Source organism: Bifidobacterium crudilactis, assembly GCF_000738005.1.
GTDB classification, from domain to species: domain Bacteria; phylum Actinomycetota; class Actinomycetes; order Actinomycetales; family Bifidobacteriaceae; genus Bombiscardovia; species Bombiscardovia crudilactis.
This window is the reverse complement of the sequence record NZ_JHAL01000002.1, coordinates 1,373,750-1,391,454: the sequence shown is the minus strand read 5'-3', so window position 1 is coordinate 1,391,454 and position 17,705 is coordinate 1,373,750. Positions and strand designations below refer to the sequence as shown.

At 58.1% G+C, this 17,705-nt stretch carries 15 protein-coding genes; 10 read left to right on the top strand and 5 right to left on the bottom strand.

From position 1 onward, the window contains the following. Nucleotide 1 precedes the first annotated feature (1 nt). The 4 genes from DB51_RS07950 (at nucleotide 2) to DB51_RS07935 (ending at nucleotide 4,098) form a co-directional block, all read left to right on the top strand. Nucleotides 2–703: a peptide deformylase gene (locus DB51_RS07950; protein ID WP_034253091.1), complete on the top strand. Its 702-nt coding sequence runs from the start codon at nucleotides 2–4 to the stop codon at nucleotides 701–703. 74 nt (nucleotides 704–777) lie between these two features. Further along, complete coding sequence (locus DB51_RS07945; protein WP_034253090.1) at nucleotides 778–1,743, top strand: Ppx/GppA phosphatase family protein; 966 nt, start codon at nucleotides 778–780, stop codon at nucleotides 1,741–1,743. Nucleotides 1,744–1,915: 172 nt separating this feature from the next. Then, on the top strand, nucleotides 1,916–3,241 hold the full coding sequence (locus DB51_RS07940) for an aminotransferase class III-fold pyridoxal phosphate-dependent enzyme (protein WP_034253089.1): 1,326 nt from the start codon (nucleotides 1,916–1,918) through the stop codon (nucleotides 3,239–3,241). Between the two features lie 62 nt (nucleotides 3,242–3,303). After that, nucleotides 3,304–4,098, top strand: coding sequence for an SDR family oxidoreductase (locus DB51_RS07935; RefSeq protein WP_034253088.1), 795 nt, complete (start codon nucleotides 3,304–3,306; stop codon nucleotides 4,096–4,098). Between the two features lie 101 nt (nucleotides 4,099–4,199). On the opposite strand, the gene DB51_RS07930 is transcribed toward DB51_RS07935, so the two are convergent. Beyond that, complete coding sequence (locus DB51_RS07930) at nucleotides 4,200–4,838, bottom strand: LysE family translocator (RefSeq protein ID WP_156958285.1); 639 nt, start codon at nucleotides 4,836–4,838, stop codon at nucleotides 4,200–4,202. A gap of 315 nt (nucleotides 4,839–5,153) precedes the next feature. On the opposite strand from DB51_RS07930, the gene DB51_RS07925 reads away from it, so the two are divergent. Continuing rightward, on the top strand, nucleotides 5,154–6,566 hold the full coding sequence (locus DB51_RS07925) for an MFS transporter (protein ID WP_034253085.1): 1,413 nt from the start codon (nucleotides 5,154–5,156) through the stop codon (nucleotides 6,564–6,566). A gap of 141 nt (nucleotides 6,567–6,707) precedes the next feature. Here DB51_RS07925 and DB51_RS07920 read toward each other — a convergent pair whose 3' ends face one another. The 4 genes from DB51_RS07920 to DB51_RS07905 form a co-directional block, all read right to left on the bottom strand. Then, nucleotides 6,708–8,867 (bottom strand): alpha-galactosidase, encoded by a 2,160-nt coding sequence (locus DB51_RS07920; RefSeq protein ID WP_034253083.1) that lies wholly within the window; start codon nucleotides 8,865–8,867, stop codon nucleotides 6,708–6,710. A 78-nt stretch (nucleotides 8,868–8,945) separates the two neighbouring features. Further along, entirely contained in the window at nucleotides 8,946–9,815 is an 870-nt protein-coding gene (locus DB51_RS07915) for a carbohydrate ABC transporter permease (protein ID WP_051867384.1), read from the bottom strand. A gap of 1 nt (nucleotide 9,816) precedes the next feature. Beyond that, nucleotides 9,817–10,728: a carbohydrate ABC transporter permease gene (locus DB51_RS07910; RefSeq protein ID WP_051867383.1), complete on the bottom strand. Its 912-nt coding sequence runs from the start codon at nucleotides 10,726–10,728 to the stop codon at nucleotides 9,817–9,819. A 36-nt stretch (nucleotides 10,729–10,764) separates the two neighbouring features. Then, entirely contained in the window at nucleotides 10,765–12,018 is a 1,254-nt protein-coding gene (locus DB51_RS07905) for an ABC transporter substrate-binding protein (RefSeq protein ID WP_034253081.1), read from the bottom strand. Between the two features lie 249 nt (nucleotides 12,019–12,267). Between DB51_RS07905 and DB51_RS07900 the strand changes: the two genes are divergently transcribed. From DB51_RS07900 to DB51_RS07880, 5 genes are all read left to right on the top strand, one after another. Beyond that, nucleotides 12,268–13,323, top strand: a complete 1,056-nt coding sequence (locus DB51_RS07900; RefSeq protein WP_034254317.1) for a LacI family DNA-binding transcriptional regulator — start codon at nucleotides 12,268–12,270, stop codon at nucleotides 13,321–13,323. 278 nt (nucleotides 13,324–13,601) lie between these two features. After that, entirely contained in the window at nucleotides 13,602–14,048 is a 447-nt protein-coding gene (locus DB51_RS07895) for an ArsR/SmtB family transcription factor (RefSeq protein ID WP_202962000.1), read from the top strand. Beyond that, complete coding sequence (locus tag DB51_RS07890) at nucleotides 14,041–16,050, top strand: heavy metal translocating P-type ATPase (RefSeq protein WP_084674633.1); 2,010 nt, start codon at nucleotides 14,041–14,043, stop codon at nucleotides 16,048–16,050. The genes DB51_RS07895 and DB51_RS07890 overlap by 8 nt, the downstream gene beginning before the upstream one ends. A 251-nt stretch (nucleotides 16,051–16,301) precedes the next feature. Beyond that, entirely contained in the window at nucleotides 16,302–16,829 is a 528-nt protein-coding gene (locus DB51_RS07885) for a DUF4854 domain-containing protein (protein WP_156958284.1), read from the top strand. 223 nt (nucleotides 16,830–17,052) lie between these two features. Further along, nucleotides 17,053–17,694, top strand: a complete 642-nt coding sequence (locus DB51_RS07880) for a sugar O-acetyltransferase (RefSeq protein ID WP_051867381.1) — start codon at nucleotides 17,053–17,055, stop codon at nucleotides 17,692–17,694. The last annotated feature ends 11 nt before the right edge of the window (nucleotides 17,695–17,705 follow it).

The following is a 17,705-nucleotide window of genomic DNA, read 5'->3' as shown; positions in this document are numbered from 1 at the left end:
GATGACGGTGCGAAACGCCACAACGTGGAATCAGGAAGTCGAGCAGTTGCTGCACGATGCCGGAAGGAAGCATCTGCTGCCGATTGTTCAGGCAGGCGAGGTGGTGCTGCGTCAGCAAACCGAACGCGTGGACGGACAGCTGTCCAGAAGGACCCTGGCCCGGCTTATCAATGCCATGCGCATCACGATGCTCGAGGCTCCTGGTGTGGGGCTTGCGGGTCCTCAGATTGGTGTGGGTCTCGCCATAGCCGTCGTCGAGGACCATGTGCGTGCCGACGATGAGAGCGGCGACGATTATGATGCGGGCATCGTGGACACGGCAGAGGATGAGGAATACGACGATCCGCGTGAAATAGCGGAATTGCCCTTCCACGAGATCATCAATCCCAGTTATGAGCCGATAGGCGATGCCACGCGCAGCTTCTATGAAGGATGTCTCTCCTTCGATGGCTATCAGGCGGTCCGTCGGCGTTGGCTGGACATCACCGCACGGTGGGAGGACGCCAAAGGCAAGCAGCACGAAGAGCATCTGCATGGCTGGCCTGCCCGCATTTTCCAGCACGAGACCGACCATCTCTCCGGCGAACTCTACATCGACAAGGCGGAGATTCGCAGTCTGACGACCAACGAGAATCTCGAGGAACTGTGGTCGTATGACCCTACCCCCAGCGATGCCGCGAAGGAACTGGGTTTTGTGCTCTGAATTCGACGATTACGCCACATGGCTGAGGAATGAAGGCCGCCTTACGGCGATGGTGCTTGCTACAGTCGAGAATCATGGCTAAACATCGTTCGGATACCACCCGTTTGGGAGTGCTCGATATAGGCTCCAATACGATTCATATGCTCATTGTTGATGCGGCACCCGGTTCCAGGCCCGACCCCGAGGCTTCGACCAAGTCCACAGTGCGGCTGATGCAGTATCTCAAAGAGGACGGCTGCATCAAGAAAGCCGGTATCGAGGCGATTCTGGCAGGCGTCGACCAGGGGATGAAGCTTGCCGAGGAATACAATGTCACGCAATTGCTGCCGATGGCGACCTCGGCCATCCGTGAGGCGCCGAACGGTTCGAAGATCTTGCAGCAGATCGAGCAGCACATCGGGCAGGGTGTCGTGGTGCTGTCGGGCAATGACGAGGCCCGTCTGACCTTCCTTGCGGCGAGACGCTGGTACGGCTGGGATGCGGGGCGTCTTCTCGTGCTGGACATCGGCGGAGGCTCGTTGGAGGTCGCGTTGGGAGCCGATGAAGACCCTTCACTTGCCCTGTCCGTGCCCGCAGGGGCCGGTCGCATCACGCGTGAGCTTCTTCCCGAAGGCATGGCGAGTGCCAAGGAACTGGAATCGGTGCGAGAAAAGGTGCGGGACATCATGGCGCCTATCGCCAAGGCCTTCGACTCTGAGAAGAGCCCGGATCACGCCGTGGCGACTTCCAAGACCTTCCGGTCATTGGCGCGTCTCGCGGGCAATATCGTGCAGACTCCTTCCGGTGACAGCTGGATTATGACCAGGGCGCAGCTGGACGATTGGATTCCCCGTCTCGCCGCCATCTCCCCGGAACAGCGCGTGGCGTTGCCGGGTATCACGGTGGAACGGACCGTCCAGATCGTGGGAGGCGGCATCGTGGCCTCCGAAATCATGTGCATGCTGGATGTGGAACAGGTTGAGATATGCCCGTGGGCGCTGAGGGAAGGTTCGATCCTTCGCTGGCTTGACCAGTTCGGCCGCACCCGTCTCGGCTTCTGACCACTCACCTCGAAGCTCCGGTGGCGTTCACCGCAGGAGCGTCTCCGGTGTCGCCCTCATCATTCCTCGCAGACCGTGAAATGACCGAGAAATGTTCATGTCGAAGAATCAAGCCATCCGATAAGAATCATGCACATCGGCATACGGTGACTGAGATGGTGAGGAGCGCACAATGGGACATGAATTTCCTGAGGATTCGGCGATTTGGGATGACGCTGTGGCTTTGGACAGAGCCCATGTGTTCCATTCCTGGAGCGCGCAGAAGAAGATACATCCGTTCGAAATCGTGACGGGCCACGGGTCCACGCTGGTGGATGCTGAAGGCAAGGAATATCTCGACTTCACCAGCCAGTTGGTGAATGTGAACATAGGCTACCAGCATCCGAAAGTGCTCGCGGGCATCGCTGAGCAGTCACAGCTGATGTGCACCCTGGGGCCGGGGTATGCCAACCTTGCGCGTGGCCGTGCCGCGAACCTGGTGGCCAAGCGTGCCCCCGAAGGCTTTTCCAAGGTGTTCTTCACCAACGCAGGTGCGGACGCGAATGAAAACGCCATACGGGCGGCCAGGCAGTTCACCGGCCGAGACAAAATCATCTCCTCCTACCGCAGCTACCACGGCAACACGGGAGCAGCCATCTCCGCCACCGGCGATTGGCGTAGGAAGCCGAACGACTTCTCGCGCGGACATGTGCACATCATGACGCCGTATCTGTATCGCTCCCCGTTCTTCGCGCAGACCGAAGATGAGGAATGCGCCCGCGCCTTGGAGCATTTCGAGCAGGTGGTTCGTTTCGAAGGTCCCGACACCATCGCCGCTGTGCTGCTGGAATCCATTCCGGGGACTGCGGGTGTCATGGTGCCGCCAAAGGACTATTTCAAGGGTATTCGTGAGATTACCAGGAAATACGGCATCCTGATGATTACCGACGAGGTTATGGCAGGTTTCGGGCGCACCGGTGAATGGTTCGCACTGGATGCCTTCGATTATGTTCCCGACCTCATCTCCTTCGCCAAGGGATGCAACTCCGGATACGTGCCCGCAGGCGGAGTGATTTTCTCCGACGAGATTGCCCACAGCTTCGATGAACGGGTGTTCCCCGGTGGTCTCACCTACTCGGGCCATCCTCTGGCCATGGCTTCCATCGTCGCGGCGCAGGAGGCGATGGAGGCGGAAGATATCGTCGGCAATGCTCATCGCGTCGGAGAGGACGTCATTTCCGCCGGACTCAACGACCTCAAAAGCAAGCACGAGCATATCGGTGACGTCCGAGGCAAGGGCGTGATGTGGGTGGCTGAAATGGTCGCTGACCGTAAAAGCAAGGACATGCTTGACGGTGAGACGATGTCGGCGATTCACAGCAAGGCGATGGATGCCGGTCTGCTGGTCGATGTGCATGACAATCGCATCCATGTGGTGCCGCCTTGCGTGATTACCCCGGAGGAAGCCAAGAGGGGCATTGATATCCTCGACGGCGTGCTTTCGGAATTGGGCTTATAGCAGTAGGGTGCCCGTGACGGCATACGGCGGTGTACCAATGAAGTGAACAGAGAGGAAACAATATGGCTGAGACGTCAGCAACAACACGGTCGTCATCATCGAGCGTCAAGCGTGCGGTGGTGACGGGAGCATCGAGCGGCATCGGCGCCGAAACGGCAAGGGTCCTCGCCAAAGACGGATGGCATGTCGTGCTTCTTGCCCGACGGGAGGAAAAGCTCCAGGCGCTCGCGAAAGAGATTGAAGCGGCAGGTGGCAGCACCAGCTATCAGGTGTGCGACATCACCGATGAAGCCTCGACCGATGCGGCCGTCGCGGCAATCGTCGCCGAGGGGCCGGTCAAGGCTCTGATCAATTGCGCAGGCGGAGCCATCGGCAAGGATCCTGTAGCGACGGCTGATCTCGATGATTGGCGCGGCATGTATGAGCTCAATGTCATCGGCACGTTGCGGATTACGCAGAAACTGCTGCCGACGCTCAAGGAGTCCGAGGGGACGGTGCTTATCGTTTCTTCCACGGCTGGAATCGAACCGTACGAAGGGGGCGCAGGCTACTGCGCATCCAAGTTCGCCGAGCGAGTGATGGCGCGCGTGCTGCGGCTTGAACAGATCGGCGAACCGGTCCGCATCATCGACGTATCGCCGGGCATGGTCAAAACCGAGGAATTCTCGCTCAAACGTTTCGGCGGGGATGCCAGCAAGGCCGCAGGCGTGTATGACGGTGTGCCCGACCCCTTGGATGCCGGGGATGTCGCCGAGTCAATCCGATGGGCGATTGACCTGCCGGATACCGTGGATGTCGATTCGCTGGTCATCCGCCCCCGCGCCGAAGGCTCATATACGAAGGTCTATCGCCAATAATCGAGCTTGATCGAGATAACTGCACTAAAAGGACAGCAATTCGGTAATAATTCTTCTGAAAAGCTGTCCTTTTAGTGCAGTTATCTTCTGGACGACCGTTTTCAGAAGGCGTTCCACGCCGCCAGTGCAATGATGGCGCACCCGCCGAACACGCCGGTGGCGAATTGGGCGTAACGTCCCTTCAGCACCATGCCGATCGCCACACCGGCGAGTGACAACAGCAGCATCCAGCATAAGGAGGGCAGCAGCACGCCCAAGCAGAACATGACGCCGTTCTGCGGGTTGTTGATACCCGGTGGCAGGGAAAGCACCAGCGTGGCGAAGTACACGATGGCGACGGGATTGGCCAGAGTCGCGGTGACCAGAACCGCGAAGGCCTTCCATGGATTGTTCAAGGCTCCGCCGGACGTATCGTCGGACTCGACCTCCGCGCCGCTGTTCGCGGTCTTCAGTGCTTTGATGGCGCCCAACAGCATGAAGACGCCCATAGTCAGCAGGATAGCGAAGCTCACCCACTGCAGGACGGGTGCTATCCGCTGAATGACAGGTGACACCAGTTTGCCCAGGAATACAGCCAGGAATGCGAAGACACCCAGCACCAGGCCCGACCCTGCTCCTGCCGCCAGTCCTGATTTCCAGCCGTAGCGTGCCCCGATGGTCATGGTCAGCGCGGAGCTCGAACCGACAGGTATGGCGATGGCCAGTCCAGCGATGGCACCTTGTAAGAAGAACGTCAGCATGTCGATATTGAAACATGGCTGTGTTTCCGAAGCGTTCGGCAATGTCCTGACGATGTTTCCGATGTCCGCGGCAGCTCCTCTGAGGTCTTGCCGGTGGTGTCGGTGCTTCTCACGCAATTCTTGCGTCCTGCCGGTGACCGGCAAACATATGGAATTCAGATATTTGCTCGAATGGTGGAAAGCCGTTCAGTATATGGCAGCGTGGTGGTAGTATCGCTCTCCAGCGGGTTCCCACAAGGACGAAGCGCCTGAGCAGAGAGTACATCATGACAGTTGGGTCATGGTTCTTGTTTTTACACGAGCAGAAGGGTTATCGTGTCTTCATCGTCCTCGCAGGCCAGTGAGTCTGCATCCGTGTCCAAACCATTGAATTCTCCCGCAAGGGTGATTGCAGCGAGCCTGGTCGGCACCACCGTGGAGTTCTATGACTTCTACGTCTATGCCACCGCAGCCGTGCTGGTTTTCCCCAAGCTGTTCTTCCCTGTCGCCAATGACACGGCCTCGCTGCTGGCCTCCTTCGCCGTCTTCGGCGCTGCGATGGTCGCACGCCCGATCGGTGCGGTCTTCTACGGTCACATGGGGGACAAGCGCGGACGTAAAGCCACTCTGGTTGCTTCCTTGCTGACGATGGGCATTGCGACATTCGTGATCGGACTCTTGCCGACATACAACCATATCGGCATCATCGCACCGATTCTGCTGCTTCTGCTTCGTTTGACGCAAGGTTTCGCCATCGGTGGCGAATGGTCCGGAGCTGCTCTGGTAGCCACGGAGAACGCTCCCGCAGACAAGCGTGCCTGGTATGGCACCTTCCCGCAGCTCGGCGCTCCGATCGGTTTCATCATTGCCAACGGTCTGTTCCTGATTATCAATTTCCTGCTCCCGCATCCCACCAGTAGCCTGATGCAGTCCGAGGCTTTCCTGTCCTGGGGTTGGCGCATTCCCTTCATATTCTCCTCGGTGATGGTCGCCATCGGCCTGTGGGTGCGATTCAAGCTTGTCGAGTCCGACGCCTTCAAAAAGGCGCAGAAGCAGGGCGCCATCGTCAAGGTACCCTTCGTGGATACCATGAAGCATCATTTCAAGGCTGTGGTGCTCGGCACCTTCGCCATGCTCGCCACCTATGTGCTCTTCTATCTGATGACGACCTTCAGCCTGTCGTATGGAACGAAACCGACCACCGCCACCCCTGCGGGTCTGGGCATCACCTATACCGATTTCGTCATCATGCAGATCATCGGCGTGGTGTTCTTCGGCGTGTTCACCTTGCTGTCGGGTCCGATGGCCGATTCGATGGGGCGCAGGAAGCTGCTGCTGATCATCACCAGCATCATCATCGTCTTTGCGCTGGCCTTCCCGCTGTTCCTCGATCATAAGAGCGGCACGCCGGTCAACACCGTGTTGGTCGAAGTGTTCCTCATCATCGGCTTCTCGCTGATGGGCGTTACCTTCGGTCCCATGGGGGCGTTGCTTCCCGAAATGTTCCCCACCAATGTGCGCTACACCGGTTCGGCCATCGCCTACAATGTCAGTTCGATACTCGGGGCCGCTCTGGCGCCTATCATCGCCACGGCACTCTGGAGCCTTGCGGGCGGCAGCACCTGGCTCGTGGGCGTGTACCTGGCGGTGGCGTCGGTACTGACCCTGATTTCCCTGCTGCTGATGAAGGAGACCAAGGGCGTGGACTATACCGGCGTTGCCGGCGTGGAGAACGACGCGGTCGCCTGACTCTCCGACTGAACACAGATAACTGCATCACCAGGACGGGTTCTTGTGCCACTTTGGCCGGAATTGCCGTCCCGGTGATGCAGTTATCTGTGTTAGCTGGCGAGAGCCCGGCACCTTCCGCTGCAACAGGTCGCAGCGATGTCAGATACGGGTGATTTCAATCACGCGTGCTGTTTCCGGCCGGCAGCGTGGAATCCATACGCCTATCCTTGACAGGAACGCTCCGCTTACCGGCTGCCCGTTGGTGGGTCCGGCTGGGTTGAGCTCCTCCAACGAAGCTGATGCCGGTTCGGGCCCGGTCCAGTTCAACGCGAAGGTACCCACTGGGTCCAGACCCGGTATACGAAGCCACATGCCGCGATTGGATGCCGATTCCTCGTATTGCACATGGGCGATCAGGGCGCCCTTTCCATTGGTGGCAACCGAACCGTATGCGAGAACCGACGGATCGGCCACATCGATACGTACATGACGGCCGCTGTGCAAAGCTGTGCGATGAGTCTTGTACCAGTCGATCCACTTGGCGAGTTCGTCGAGATCGTCCGATGAGGCCTCGCCGAGATTCCACTCGATGCCGAAACCGTAGAATACCGCGGTCGCGGCACGGAAAGCGAGGCTGTAGCTTCGTCCGCTCTGATGCGAGGTCGGTGCGGAGATGTGCGCCCCCAAATACTCCGGCGCGACATTCTGGACCAGCCACTCCTGGATTTGCTGTCTGCTGAGGGCATCGGTCATGTCCGAAGACCAGAAACGCGACACGCGTTCGATGACTCCCAGGTCTATGCGCCCGCCTCCGCTTGCACAGGACTCCCATGCGATATCGGGGAAGCGCTGATGCAGGTCCTCCAGCAGCTTCCAATAGGCGAGTGTCTGGTCATGGACCGCCGGGCGGAATCCGGCTGAGGGTGAGCCTCCTTCGAGCAGATCCCGGTTGTGATCCCATTTCACATAGTCGACGGGGTTCTCCTCGAGTACTCTGCTGATTTGCGTGAGAATGTGCTCGTAGGCTTGAGGATTGCTCAGATCGAGTACGAACTGATGTCGGTGCAGCATCGGCTCTCTGTTGGCGGCTTTCATCACCCAATCAGGGTGAGCACGGTACAGGTCCGAATCAGGATTGACCATTTCCGGTTCAAACCACAGGCCGAACTGCATGCCGTATCCATGCACAAGATCGATAAGGGGGCGCAGCCCATCCGGCCAGACCGCCGGATCGACCCACCAGTCACCTAGACCAGCGTGATCATCACGCCTGGAATGGAACCATCCATCATCCAGCACAAATCGTTCGACACCAATGCACGACGCTTTCTTCGCCAGGCTTGCCAAGTGATCGAAGTCATGGTCGAAGTACACGGCTTCCCAGACGTTCAGGGTTACCGGCTGTTGCTGGGGGTGCAAGGGCAGACTGCGTTGCCATGTGTGCAACGATTGGGCGATGCCGTCCAATCCATGGTCGGAGGCCGTGACGATGACCCACGGGGTGGTATAGCTCTCACCTTCGGCCAATTGCATTTCACCGGGAAGAAGCAGCTCTCCGGCGTTCAGACTGGCGACGTCTTCACTCGAGCGATCGACGGCGAGGATGGAGTTGCCGCTCCATGCAGGTTGCATGGCAACGACCTGTCCGCTTGAGAAATCGAATCCGGGTGTTCCGGCGATCAGCATATTGCCTTCGTATCCGGGTTTTCCTCTGCGTTGCTCACGCAGCCACGTGCCATCCTTGATGTCGTGACGTTGCGGGCTGCGTTCCTTTTCGTGTCGACCTGTAAAATCCATGCATTCGGTCTGAGCGTCACTTAGGGGAATGCGGATCTCCAATGATTCAAGAGCGTATATCCCCGGTTGTTCATTCGTCAGGATGTGGCGCATGCGCAACGAACCACCCGGCAGCCCTTCGATTTCGGTCTTCAACCGCAAACCGGATTCGGTGTCGGTGGCCTCGATGGACAGTCGTCCGCCCTGCTCCCGGATATCCTTGTTGAGAATGAAATGCGGACTCCAACAGCTGCTTGCCGTAACGGTTTCACCGTTTGCGCTTGACGTGGTGACGATGCGATGGCCGCGGATGCTGGGGCGGGCCAGTGAGCCGTCCGATTCCTCGTTGAGCAGGCGCGGGACTCTCAACGATGGTGATGCCGAGGTTAGTGAGAGCGGCTTGGCAGAGGAGACATGTCTGAACGCCTCCGGTGAGCTTGCGGGCAGGACGGCGATGATCTCGGGGAGCAGGTCCCCTTGGTGTGCGTCTGCCAGAATGATTCGGGTTGTTTCTGTGTTGTCTTCGGTGTTTGGGAATAGCACGTGGTGTTTCCTTTGAGAATTGATGCGCGGGTCGGCCAGCGTTCTTGGACGACCCGCGCGGTGTGGTGAGAGCTGTGGTTATTTCTCGGCTCCTGCGGCCATTCCTGCGATGAAGTATCGCTGGAGGAACAGGTACACAATCACAATCGGCAGCGCCGCAATAAGCGCGGACGCCGCGCCCACGCCGAGATTGCTGCTTTGCATGGCAAAGAACGATGCGACGCGGGGCGCGACCAGCTGTTTGCTTGGATCGCTGATCAGGTAGTTCGAAAGCGCGTATTCATTCCAGACGCCCACGCTGGTCATGATGACGACCGTGGCGGTCACGGGTTTGAGCATGGGCAGGATGAGTTTGAAGAAGATCGTCAGCCTGTTCGCCCCGTCGATCATGCCTGCCTCGTCGATGGATTCGGGAACGGCTTTGATGAATGCCGTGTAGAGGAAGATCGCCAGGGGAAGATTCCCCGCAACGGTGACCAGGACCACACCCCATCTGGTGTTGACCCCGCCGGTATTGACCATCAGCGTGTACAGCGGAACGAGGATGCTGAGTGGCGGAACCATCATCAGCGACATGATTCCGGCCGACACCAGCTTGTTGCCGCGCGTTTTGCGCCGCGCCAGAGGATACGCCGCGGCGGCGCCGCAAATACATACCAGTATGGTCGAGCACAGGGTCACGATGGCGCTGTTGCCTACGGCAGAGAGAATCCCTCCCTGGGTGATGGCCGTGGCGAAGTTGTCCCAGGCGATGTCATGCAGGCGCGGCACCAACGTCGATGACATATCGGTCGATGGTTTGCTGGCTGCGCACAAGGCGAGCCAGAATGGCAGCAACTGCACCAGAATCATGATGCCGAGGAAGATGTAGGTGAGCGTCCGTCCTACTCGGCGACCTGCCGCACCTCGTGCACGTGGTCCAGAAGCGCTCGATGTTGACGATGTCATGTCATGACTCCCATCCAAGGCGGTCAAGGCCTTTGTTGAGCAGTGTCGTCGCGATGGCGATGATGATGAAGAGGACGACTCCCATCGCCGAGGCATAACCGGCGTTCTGATTGCTGAAATATGTCAGTCCGATGTATGTGGATACCGAATTGGTCGAGTAGCCTGGACCGCCGCCGGTCAGCACCTGAATCACATCGAAGAGTTTGAGACCGCCGATGAGGTTGAGAACCACGCTGGTCGAGAATGCCGGCATCAGCAGGGGCAGGGTGATGCTCTTGAATTTCTTCCACCCGTAGGCGCCATCAAGGTCGGCCGCTTCGACCACCGATTGATCCATACCCTGAAGTCCCGCAAGATAGATGATCATGGAGACACCCACATATTGCAGGGAATTGACGATGACGATGATTGCCACGGAAACAGCAGGCTTGTCGAACCATACGACGCGGGGGAGTCCCAGGGCGACCATCATGGTATTGAGCGCACCTTGCTGGTATTGGAACACGAAGTAGTACATGGTGCCCATGATGACCGCGGAAACAAGTGCGGGGAGGTAGATGACGGCCCTCATGATGTTGCGGCCCTTGATCTTGGTATTGAGCAGCAACGCCAACGCGAGACCGATCACCTGCTGGACGATGGTGCTGCCCACGCCGTAGATCAGGGTGTTCACCAGTACGGTGGCGAAGTTATGGTCCTTGAACATCGTCACGTAGTTGCTGAGTCCGACGAAGAGCTTGGTCGGTGAGTACCCGTCCCAGTTGGTGAAGGACAGCTGGATTCCGGACAGTAACGGCCATACCGTGAACAGAATCAGAATCAGTAGTGCCGGTACATAGAAGAGGTTGATACCTGCCCCATGAAGGGGCCGCCGCCCGGATTTACGGGCGGCGGGGTTGCGTGTGCTATTCATTGTTGGGTCTTCCGCTGTGCATTGTCGGCGTCGTCATCAGGACTGGCCGTACAAGCTCTCGAAGGATGTCTTCATTTGCGCTGCCGCATTGCCGGGGTCGCTCTGGCCTGTCAGGAGTCCGTCCGTGGTGGTGCACAGGGTGTTCCACATGCCATTCGGCAGATATACGCGGTCGAAGATCGGGTAGGTTTGGGTCTTCTTCTCTTCGACCCAGTAGTTGTAGGTGTCCGCCAACTGTCCGATGTTGGCTTCCACCCCGGATATTGCAGGAGCGTTGCCGGTGGTATCCGAAAGCGTCTTCATGTTCTCGGGCTCGGCCATGAAATCGATGAGTTTGAGGGCTGTCTCCTTGTTCTTCCCTGTTTTGGAGGCTCCGATGGCATAATCCTCGCCTGTGACCAGATACGGATCTCCGACAGCTGAAGGAATCGGCATCACACCCAGCTTGGCATCGGCGCTGTATGATTCCACGCTTTGCACGAAGCTGTTGGGCTGGATGACGAAGCCGACTTTGTCTGTTGCGGCGAGCTTGGCGACGTCATCGGCGGTGGCGGAGGTGTAGTCGACGTTGAAGTACTTGTTTCTCGCCCACTGATAGATCGGGGTTACGGCTTTCTCATAGGCGGCGGAATCAAAGCTCCCGCTCTTGAGTTCCTTGAGCTGTGCTTCGGTGTACATGCCCGAAGCGGTGTAGTCGGCGATATTGCCCACGGTCCAGTTGTCCTTGCCCGAGGCTGCGAGACAGTTCGCTCCTGTGGCGACGACCTTCTGGCAGGCGGCATCGAAATCATCCCACGAGGTGATGGTTTTCGGGTCGACGCCTGCTTTGTCGAGGACGGTGGTGTTGTAGATGATGCCGGTGACGGCCACGTCGAGCGGGAGTGCGTAGAAGGATTTGTCGTCCTTGCGGATGGCGGTGTCGATGACGCTGCTCATGTTCTTGGCCCATGAACGACCCTGCAGCGGCTCGAGGAAGTCGGCATACCGGTCGCGGCTCCATCCGTGGGTGTTCCACAGGTCGGGGGCGTTCCTGCCAGCGAGGCGGACCTTGAGATCCGATTCATATGAACTGGTGCCTGGCACCAGTGTGACTTTGACCGTCGGGTTCTCCTTTTCGAAGGCGTTGACCACTGTGGTCATCGCCTTGAGCTGTGCGGAACCCGTCGCCATGCCGGTCAGAAATTCCAGTTTTACCTCTCCGGACGAGCTGTCGCTTCCGCCACAGGCGGCCATGCCGAACAACATGGATGCGCAGCATGCGGCACTGATAATCTTCCCTACCTTGTTCATCTATGCTCCTTTGCGAAGATGCTCCGGGGACTGTGTCCCCTGACGCGGATGAAGTTCCTTCTGCATCCGATAGCCATAGCTTACACGAGTAACCAATATGCTGCAAATTGCAATGAGGGAGGATGAATTTGTTGAAATACCAATAAATGAACACTTTAATTGTTCATTTCCCCTATGGTTATACGTAAAAGTAAAAGACTGGAGTTATATCCTTGGGTGATTGGAATGCTGCGGGAAGGCGGATACGGTATGAGTGCTGAGGGAGGGCGTCCGGCAGGAAGTGCTAAAAGCGGACGTGTCACGCGCGAAGATGTCGCGCGATTGGCGAATGTTTCCACGGCATCCGTGAGCTACGTTCTGAACCATGTGCCCAACAAAGTCTCGGAGTCGACCGCACAACGCATCTATGATGCCGTGGAAAAGCTCAATTACCGCCCCAGTTCACTTGGGAGAGCGCTGAAACGCGGATCGCCGAGAATGCTCGGCATCATTATTCCGGATTTTTCCAACACCTATTTTGCGGCGATGGCCGATGCCCTGGAGGATGAAGCCTCGGGTGAGGGGTATTCGACGATATTCCTCTGTTCCCACGGCGACCCCGACAAGGAAAAGGAATGCATAGCAAAACTCGTGTCCAGGGATGTGGATGCCATTCTCGCCTCATTTGCCATGAAGGCCATTGATTTGGCGACGATGAGGAGGCCAAGCGTCAATTTCGTGTTTCTTGACCATCCGGAGCCTGTTCCGGGTTTCAAATCCGTGGGTTCTGATTTTGAGGCGGCGGCGCAGATGGCTACCGAACATCTGATCGCACACGGCCATCGGCGAATGGCGATGCTGTTCGGAGGTGACGGTTCTCAGTACGGAGACGCTCGAATACAGGGTTGGTCGACGGCCCATCAACGTGCCGGGCTGGCTACGGGACCGATATATCAGACCTCATTCACCAGAAGTGGCGGATATGAACAAACGCTCCGGTTGCTTGACTTGCCGGATGACCAACGACCCACCGCCCTGTTTGCTGGCTCCGATCTGGAAGCGGTAGGGGCGCTCCGCGCTTTGCATGAGCGTGGATTGTGCGTTCCCGATGACATGGCGCTGATCTCTTTCGACGGAACGGTGGACACGCTCTATGCGTGGCCGCAGATTACGACGATTCAACAGGACCCGGTGATGATAGCCAAGCTTGCAGTGGCCGCCGCGCTGCATCCTGACGACTGTGACGATGCGCAGATTGCTCCATTCGGCTTTGTGATTCGCCAATCCTGCGGTTGTCATGAAGCCGGTGAAGCAAAAGCCGCTTAATGCGAGATTGTCCGTTGTTCCTCTGTGGGGACTGCACGTTACGGCGGTCGCCTTGTCCCTCTGTGGCGACTGGTGTCGGATTTGTCGGAGTCGAACAGATGCGATTCAGGCAGGGTGATTTTTCGCGGTAGCCTTCACCCGGTGGTTTCCGTACCGTGGTCGTGCACCGTGTTTTCGGCACAGTGACACTCGCGCCGTGATTCCTGCACAACCGTTTTCCGAGTTGTTGCTGGACAACAATGAGAAATGCTGCGTAATATATGCGTATGTTCGCAGATATGCATATAGTCGATTACGGGGAGGACAACGGTTATGTCGATCTTGCCGCCACCATCTTCTCTCTGCTGTCAGATCCGACCAGACTGAGAATCGTCCTCGCCCTCAAGGATGGAGAGCTCCCCGTCGGGCAAATCGCCGACCGTCTGTGCAGACGACTGACCGTGATATCGCAACATCTGGCGAAAATGCGGACCGGACAACTCGTGACGACAAGGCATGAGGGCACACGGGTGTTCTACCGTCTGGCCGATGAGCATGTGAGTGCCTTGGTGGATCAGGCAATCTACCAAGCGGAGCACATTGTCGATGCCTTCCCTGAGCATCATCGCGCCCCGGCGGGGAACGGTGGTGCGGCGGATGGCCGTGATGACGCCGCTCCATCTGGTGCTCCGTCTCAGACGCTTAAGGCCTCCGACACACCTGACAGCGAGGACCATCATGACTGAGCATGCGCAGACGGCAAATAGCGCAGCGGCGCATTCCACGGCTTCGGGGGATGCTGATTCCGCCTTCGCCGCGTCCACACTGTTTCGGCGTATAGAACGCGCTGACCTGTTTCGCGTGGCGGCGGTCCTGGCGCTGACCGTGACGGTCGCCATCATTCAGCTCGCCGTGGCGAACCCGACATGGACATTGCGTTTGACGGTGTCGTGCACGGTCGTCGGCTTGGTCATTGGATGCTGGCCGATCGTGAAGGGGTCCTGGGAGGATCTTCGTGCCAGAAAAATGAGCATGGACCTCTCGATGCTCATCGCCATCGTTGCGGCCGCGGCGATTGGTCAGTGGCTGACATCCCTGGTGATCGTGGTGTTCGTGCTGCTGGCAGAGATACTCGAAGATCTGTGTATGTGGCAAGGCAAGGACGCATTGTCCGATTTGATGTCATTCCTCCCTGATCGGGTACGGGTGAGGATTGACGAATCGAAGACCGGAAACGTGCCGCTTTCCCGGATACATCCCGGTCAAGTCGTCGTTGTGGCGCCAGGTGGGCGGATTCCTGTCGACGGCATCGTCATTGCAGGCGCATCCAATGTGGACGAGTCGAGAATCACCGGTGAGTCCATGCCGGTCTACCATGATGTGGGCAGTGCGGTGTATTCCGGGTCTGTCAATCAGGACGGAGCGCTCGAAATAGAGGTTTTGCAAGTCGGTGAGGATTCCTCATACGGTCGTATCGTCCGAGCGCTAGCCGATGCGCAATCCTCGTCGGCTCCCGTGCAGAGACTTGCAGACACGCTGGCAACGGCATTGGTGCTCATCGCCGTCGTCGGAGCTGTCGTCACATGGTTCTTGACCGGTGATGTGCGTAGCGCCATATCGGTCATCATCGTCGCCGGATCGTGCGGAGTGGTAGCGGGCACTCCTTTGGCGATGCTGGCATCCATGGCACGTGTGGCGAGAAGAGGCGCATTCGTCAAAGACGGTCTGCATATGGAAAGCCTGTCCAAGGTTGATACGGTGATCTTCGATAAAACGGGGACGCTCACATCCGGCGCACCCGAGGTCACGCGGGTTATCGCTGCAACAGGTGTCGATGAGTCTGAGCTGCTCGCGGTGGCTGCATCGGCGGAGTCCTACTCCGAACATCCTCTGGGCAAGGCCATCGTTCGGTACGCGGCTGCGCACAAGGTCGGCATCCATGCAGTGGAGCACTTCGAGAGCGTTGCCGGACGTGGAGTTCGCTGCACGGTCGAAGGGATGGCAATCGTTGCGGGGACGAGAAGCTTCATGCCGCAAATTGATGAGGAAGGGGTTGGTGGCGCGGCGACCGTATCGGATATGCAAAACCCCTCGGCCTGGTCAAGCGATTCAATGAGCGATGCTCTTGACGCGCAGAGCAGCGTCTATATTTCCCGGAACGGACGATACATAGGTCGCATCCTGTTGGCTGACGCTCTACGAGAGCATGCGGCCGATGCGATTGCTTCGCTGCACAGCCACGGTGTTCGAGTCATCATGCTGACCGGGGACCGTGAGGAGGTCGCGGTTGCCGCGGCCCGGCAGCTGGGCATCCGGCATGCCCACGCGGAGCTGCTGCCTGAAGACAAGGCGGCTTTGCTGAAACAGGAGAAGGGGGCCGGTCATCGCGTGGCAATGGTCGGGGATGGGGTTAATGACGCCCCGGTTCTTGCGCTCGCCGACGTGGGTATAGCTATGGGCAGCGGTACCGACATAGCCCGGGAGAGTGCCGATGTGATTCTCATAAGCTCCGACATCAACGACGTGACCTCGCTGCTGTTCACTGCACGTCGGGCTCGTGGAATCATCATGTTCAACTTCGCCGGCACCATCATCGTCGACGTGCTTGGCATGATATTGGCGGCATTCGGTATTCTGACGCCGTTGCTTTCCGCAATCGTGCATGTCGGGAGCGAGTCTGCCTTCATACTGAACTCCGCGCGACTCATACCCGGACGAGAGAAACGGTTGAATCATCCTCGAAAGTGAGATAACTGCATCACAAGTACAGCTTTTCATATCGTATTGGCCGGAATTGCCGTCCTGGTGAAGTAGCTATCTGTGTTAGCGGGCGAGAGCTCCGGCTCGATGCCAGGCCGCCGGAAAGGACTGCGTTTGCGGACGGCAAAGGGGCTTCTTGAAGGTCTCCTCGGGCTATGAAAATCTAGTAAGCTTTTGGATTTTGAGATTGCGTTGTGTAAAGTTGCCTGAACGTAGTTGGGGAAAACAAGGAGAAGAACGTGAAGAAAAATGTCATTAGCATGGTTGGGGCAGGTGTGCTGTCATTGTGCCTGACGCTGTCGCTGGCGGCTTGCGGGTCGTCGAACAGCGCGGAGGAGAGCACGCCGAAGCAGAGCTCGTCACAGACCACAAAGACCGCCACTCCGCAGACCAGTTCGAGCGACAAGAAGAGCTCGACCGCTTCGAGCGGCAAATATGCGTCGATTGATGAGTACGTGCAGTCGAGCGAAGTGCAGAGTCAGCTCGCCAGCGTCAAGTCCCAGGCGGAATCCGGCGGCATGACTCTGGATGTCAGAGGCGAGGATAATGCCTTGGTGTATGACTTCACGCTCCCTGCCGGCATGTCGGCTTCGACTGCAGGGCTTGCGGACAAGCTGAATTCAGGTCTGGATGGACAGGCATCCACCTTCCAGTCGATTGCCACCATGATGAAAAGCGCTGTGGAGGTCGACAATCCCGTGGTTCGCGTGATTTACCGTGATTCCGCAGGCACCACCATCACCAGCAGGGACTTCGCCTCGCAGTGAGCTGTCGGTGCCCTTTTCTGTGCCACCATCCCGGATTTCAATGTGGATGGTGGCATTCGTGTATGTGTGGGGGGGGGCAGGCCCCGGCGCTTCGTCGAGAGGGTACTTACCGACACTGCCGTTTCCGGGTTCCTTTCGAGGCGACGGTGTTGTATATTGTACGGATGTACAATAACTGACGCCTCGGTTTTCGTGCCGAGCATCGAAGCTTCACGGGAGGACCATGGACATCACCGACGACATGACGGCAACCGGGAAAGAAGAGTGGGCTCGCATGATTGCGGGGGAGGTCTATCAGGACACGCACCCGGACATCGATGCGGCAAGGTTGCGTTCGGAGCGACTGTTCACCGAATACAATCGGCTCGGCTACGATCACCCCGAACAGCAGCAGCGGATTCTCAGAGAACTGCTGCAGCATGTCGGTGACGGTGTCGTCATCAAGCCGAATTTCCGGTGCGAGCTGGGCTGCAACATCTCCATCGGGTCCAATGTGCATATCAACTACGATTGCGCGATTCTTGACAACGCACCGGTAACCCTCGGCGACAACGTCTGGATTGAGCCGAAGGTCGGTCTGTTCGCCACCAACCATGCGCTTGACATGAAAGAACGCATCAATGGCGCATGCCGTGCACAACCAATCGAAATCGGCGATGGCGTATGGCTGGGCGGACATGTGATCGTGCTCGAAGGAGTGCGTATCGGCAGCGGTTCGGTTGTGGGAGCGGGGTCGGTGGTGACCAGGGATATTCCGGAAAACGCCGTTGCGGTGGGCAACCCGGCCCGCGTGATCAAACGGATTGATGAGTCGGAGAAGACCGGTTACCTGGAGCGCATCGGCGCTCGCGATGCCACTGCATGAGAGGGCGCATA

Excerpts from the sequence above, each read along its gene's own strand:
- DB51_RS07880 (WP_051867381.1), top strand. The coding sequence starts at position 17,053 with ATGGACATCACCGACGACATGACGGCAACCGGGAAAGAAGAGTGGGCT.
- DB51_RS07890 (WP_084674633.1), top strand. The coding sequence starts at position 14,041 with ATGACTGAGCATGCGCAGACGGCAAATAGCGCAGCGGCGCATTCCACG.
- DB51_RS07905 (WP_034253081.1), bottom strand. The coding sequence starts at position 12,018 with ATGAACAAGGTAGGGAAGATTATCAGTGCCGCATGCTGCGCATCCATG.
- DB51_RS07950 (WP_034253091.1), top strand. The coding sequence starts at position 2 with ATGACGGTGCGAAACGCCACAACGTGGAATCAGGAAGTCGAGCAGTTG.
- DB51_RS07930 (WP_156958285.1), bottom strand. The coding sequence starts at position 4,838 with ATGCTGACGTTCTTCTTACAAGGTGCCATCGCTGGACTGGCCATCGCC.
- DB51_RS07900 (WP_034254317.1), top strand. The coding sequence starts at position 12,268 with ATGAGTGCTGAGGGAGGGCGTCCGGCAGGAAGTGCTAAAAGCGGACGT.
- DB51_RS07895 (WP_202962000.1), top strand. The coding sequence starts at position 13,602 with ATGCATATAGTCGATTACGGGGAGGACAACGGTTATGTCGATCTTGCC.
- DB51_RS07915 (WP_051867384.1), bottom strand. The coding sequence starts at position 9,815 with ATGACATCGTCAACATCGAGCGCTTCTGGACCACGTGCACGAGGTGCG.
- DB51_RS07945 (WP_034253090.1), top strand. The coding sequence starts at position 778 with ATGGCTAAACATCGTTCGGATACCACCCGTTTGGGAGTGCTCGATATA.
- DB51_RS07910 (WP_051867383.1), bottom strand. The coding sequence starts at position 10,728 with ATGAATAGCACACGCAACCCCGCCGCCCGTAAATCCGGGCGGCGGCCC.
- DB51_RS07935 (WP_034253088.1), top strand. The coding sequence starts at position 3,304 with ATGGCTGAGACGTCAGCAACAACACGGTCGTCATCATCGAGCGTCAAG.
- DB51_RS07940 (WP_034253089.1), top strand. The coding sequence starts at position 1,916 with ATGGGACATGAATTTCCTGAGGATTCGGCGATTTGGGATGACGCTGTG.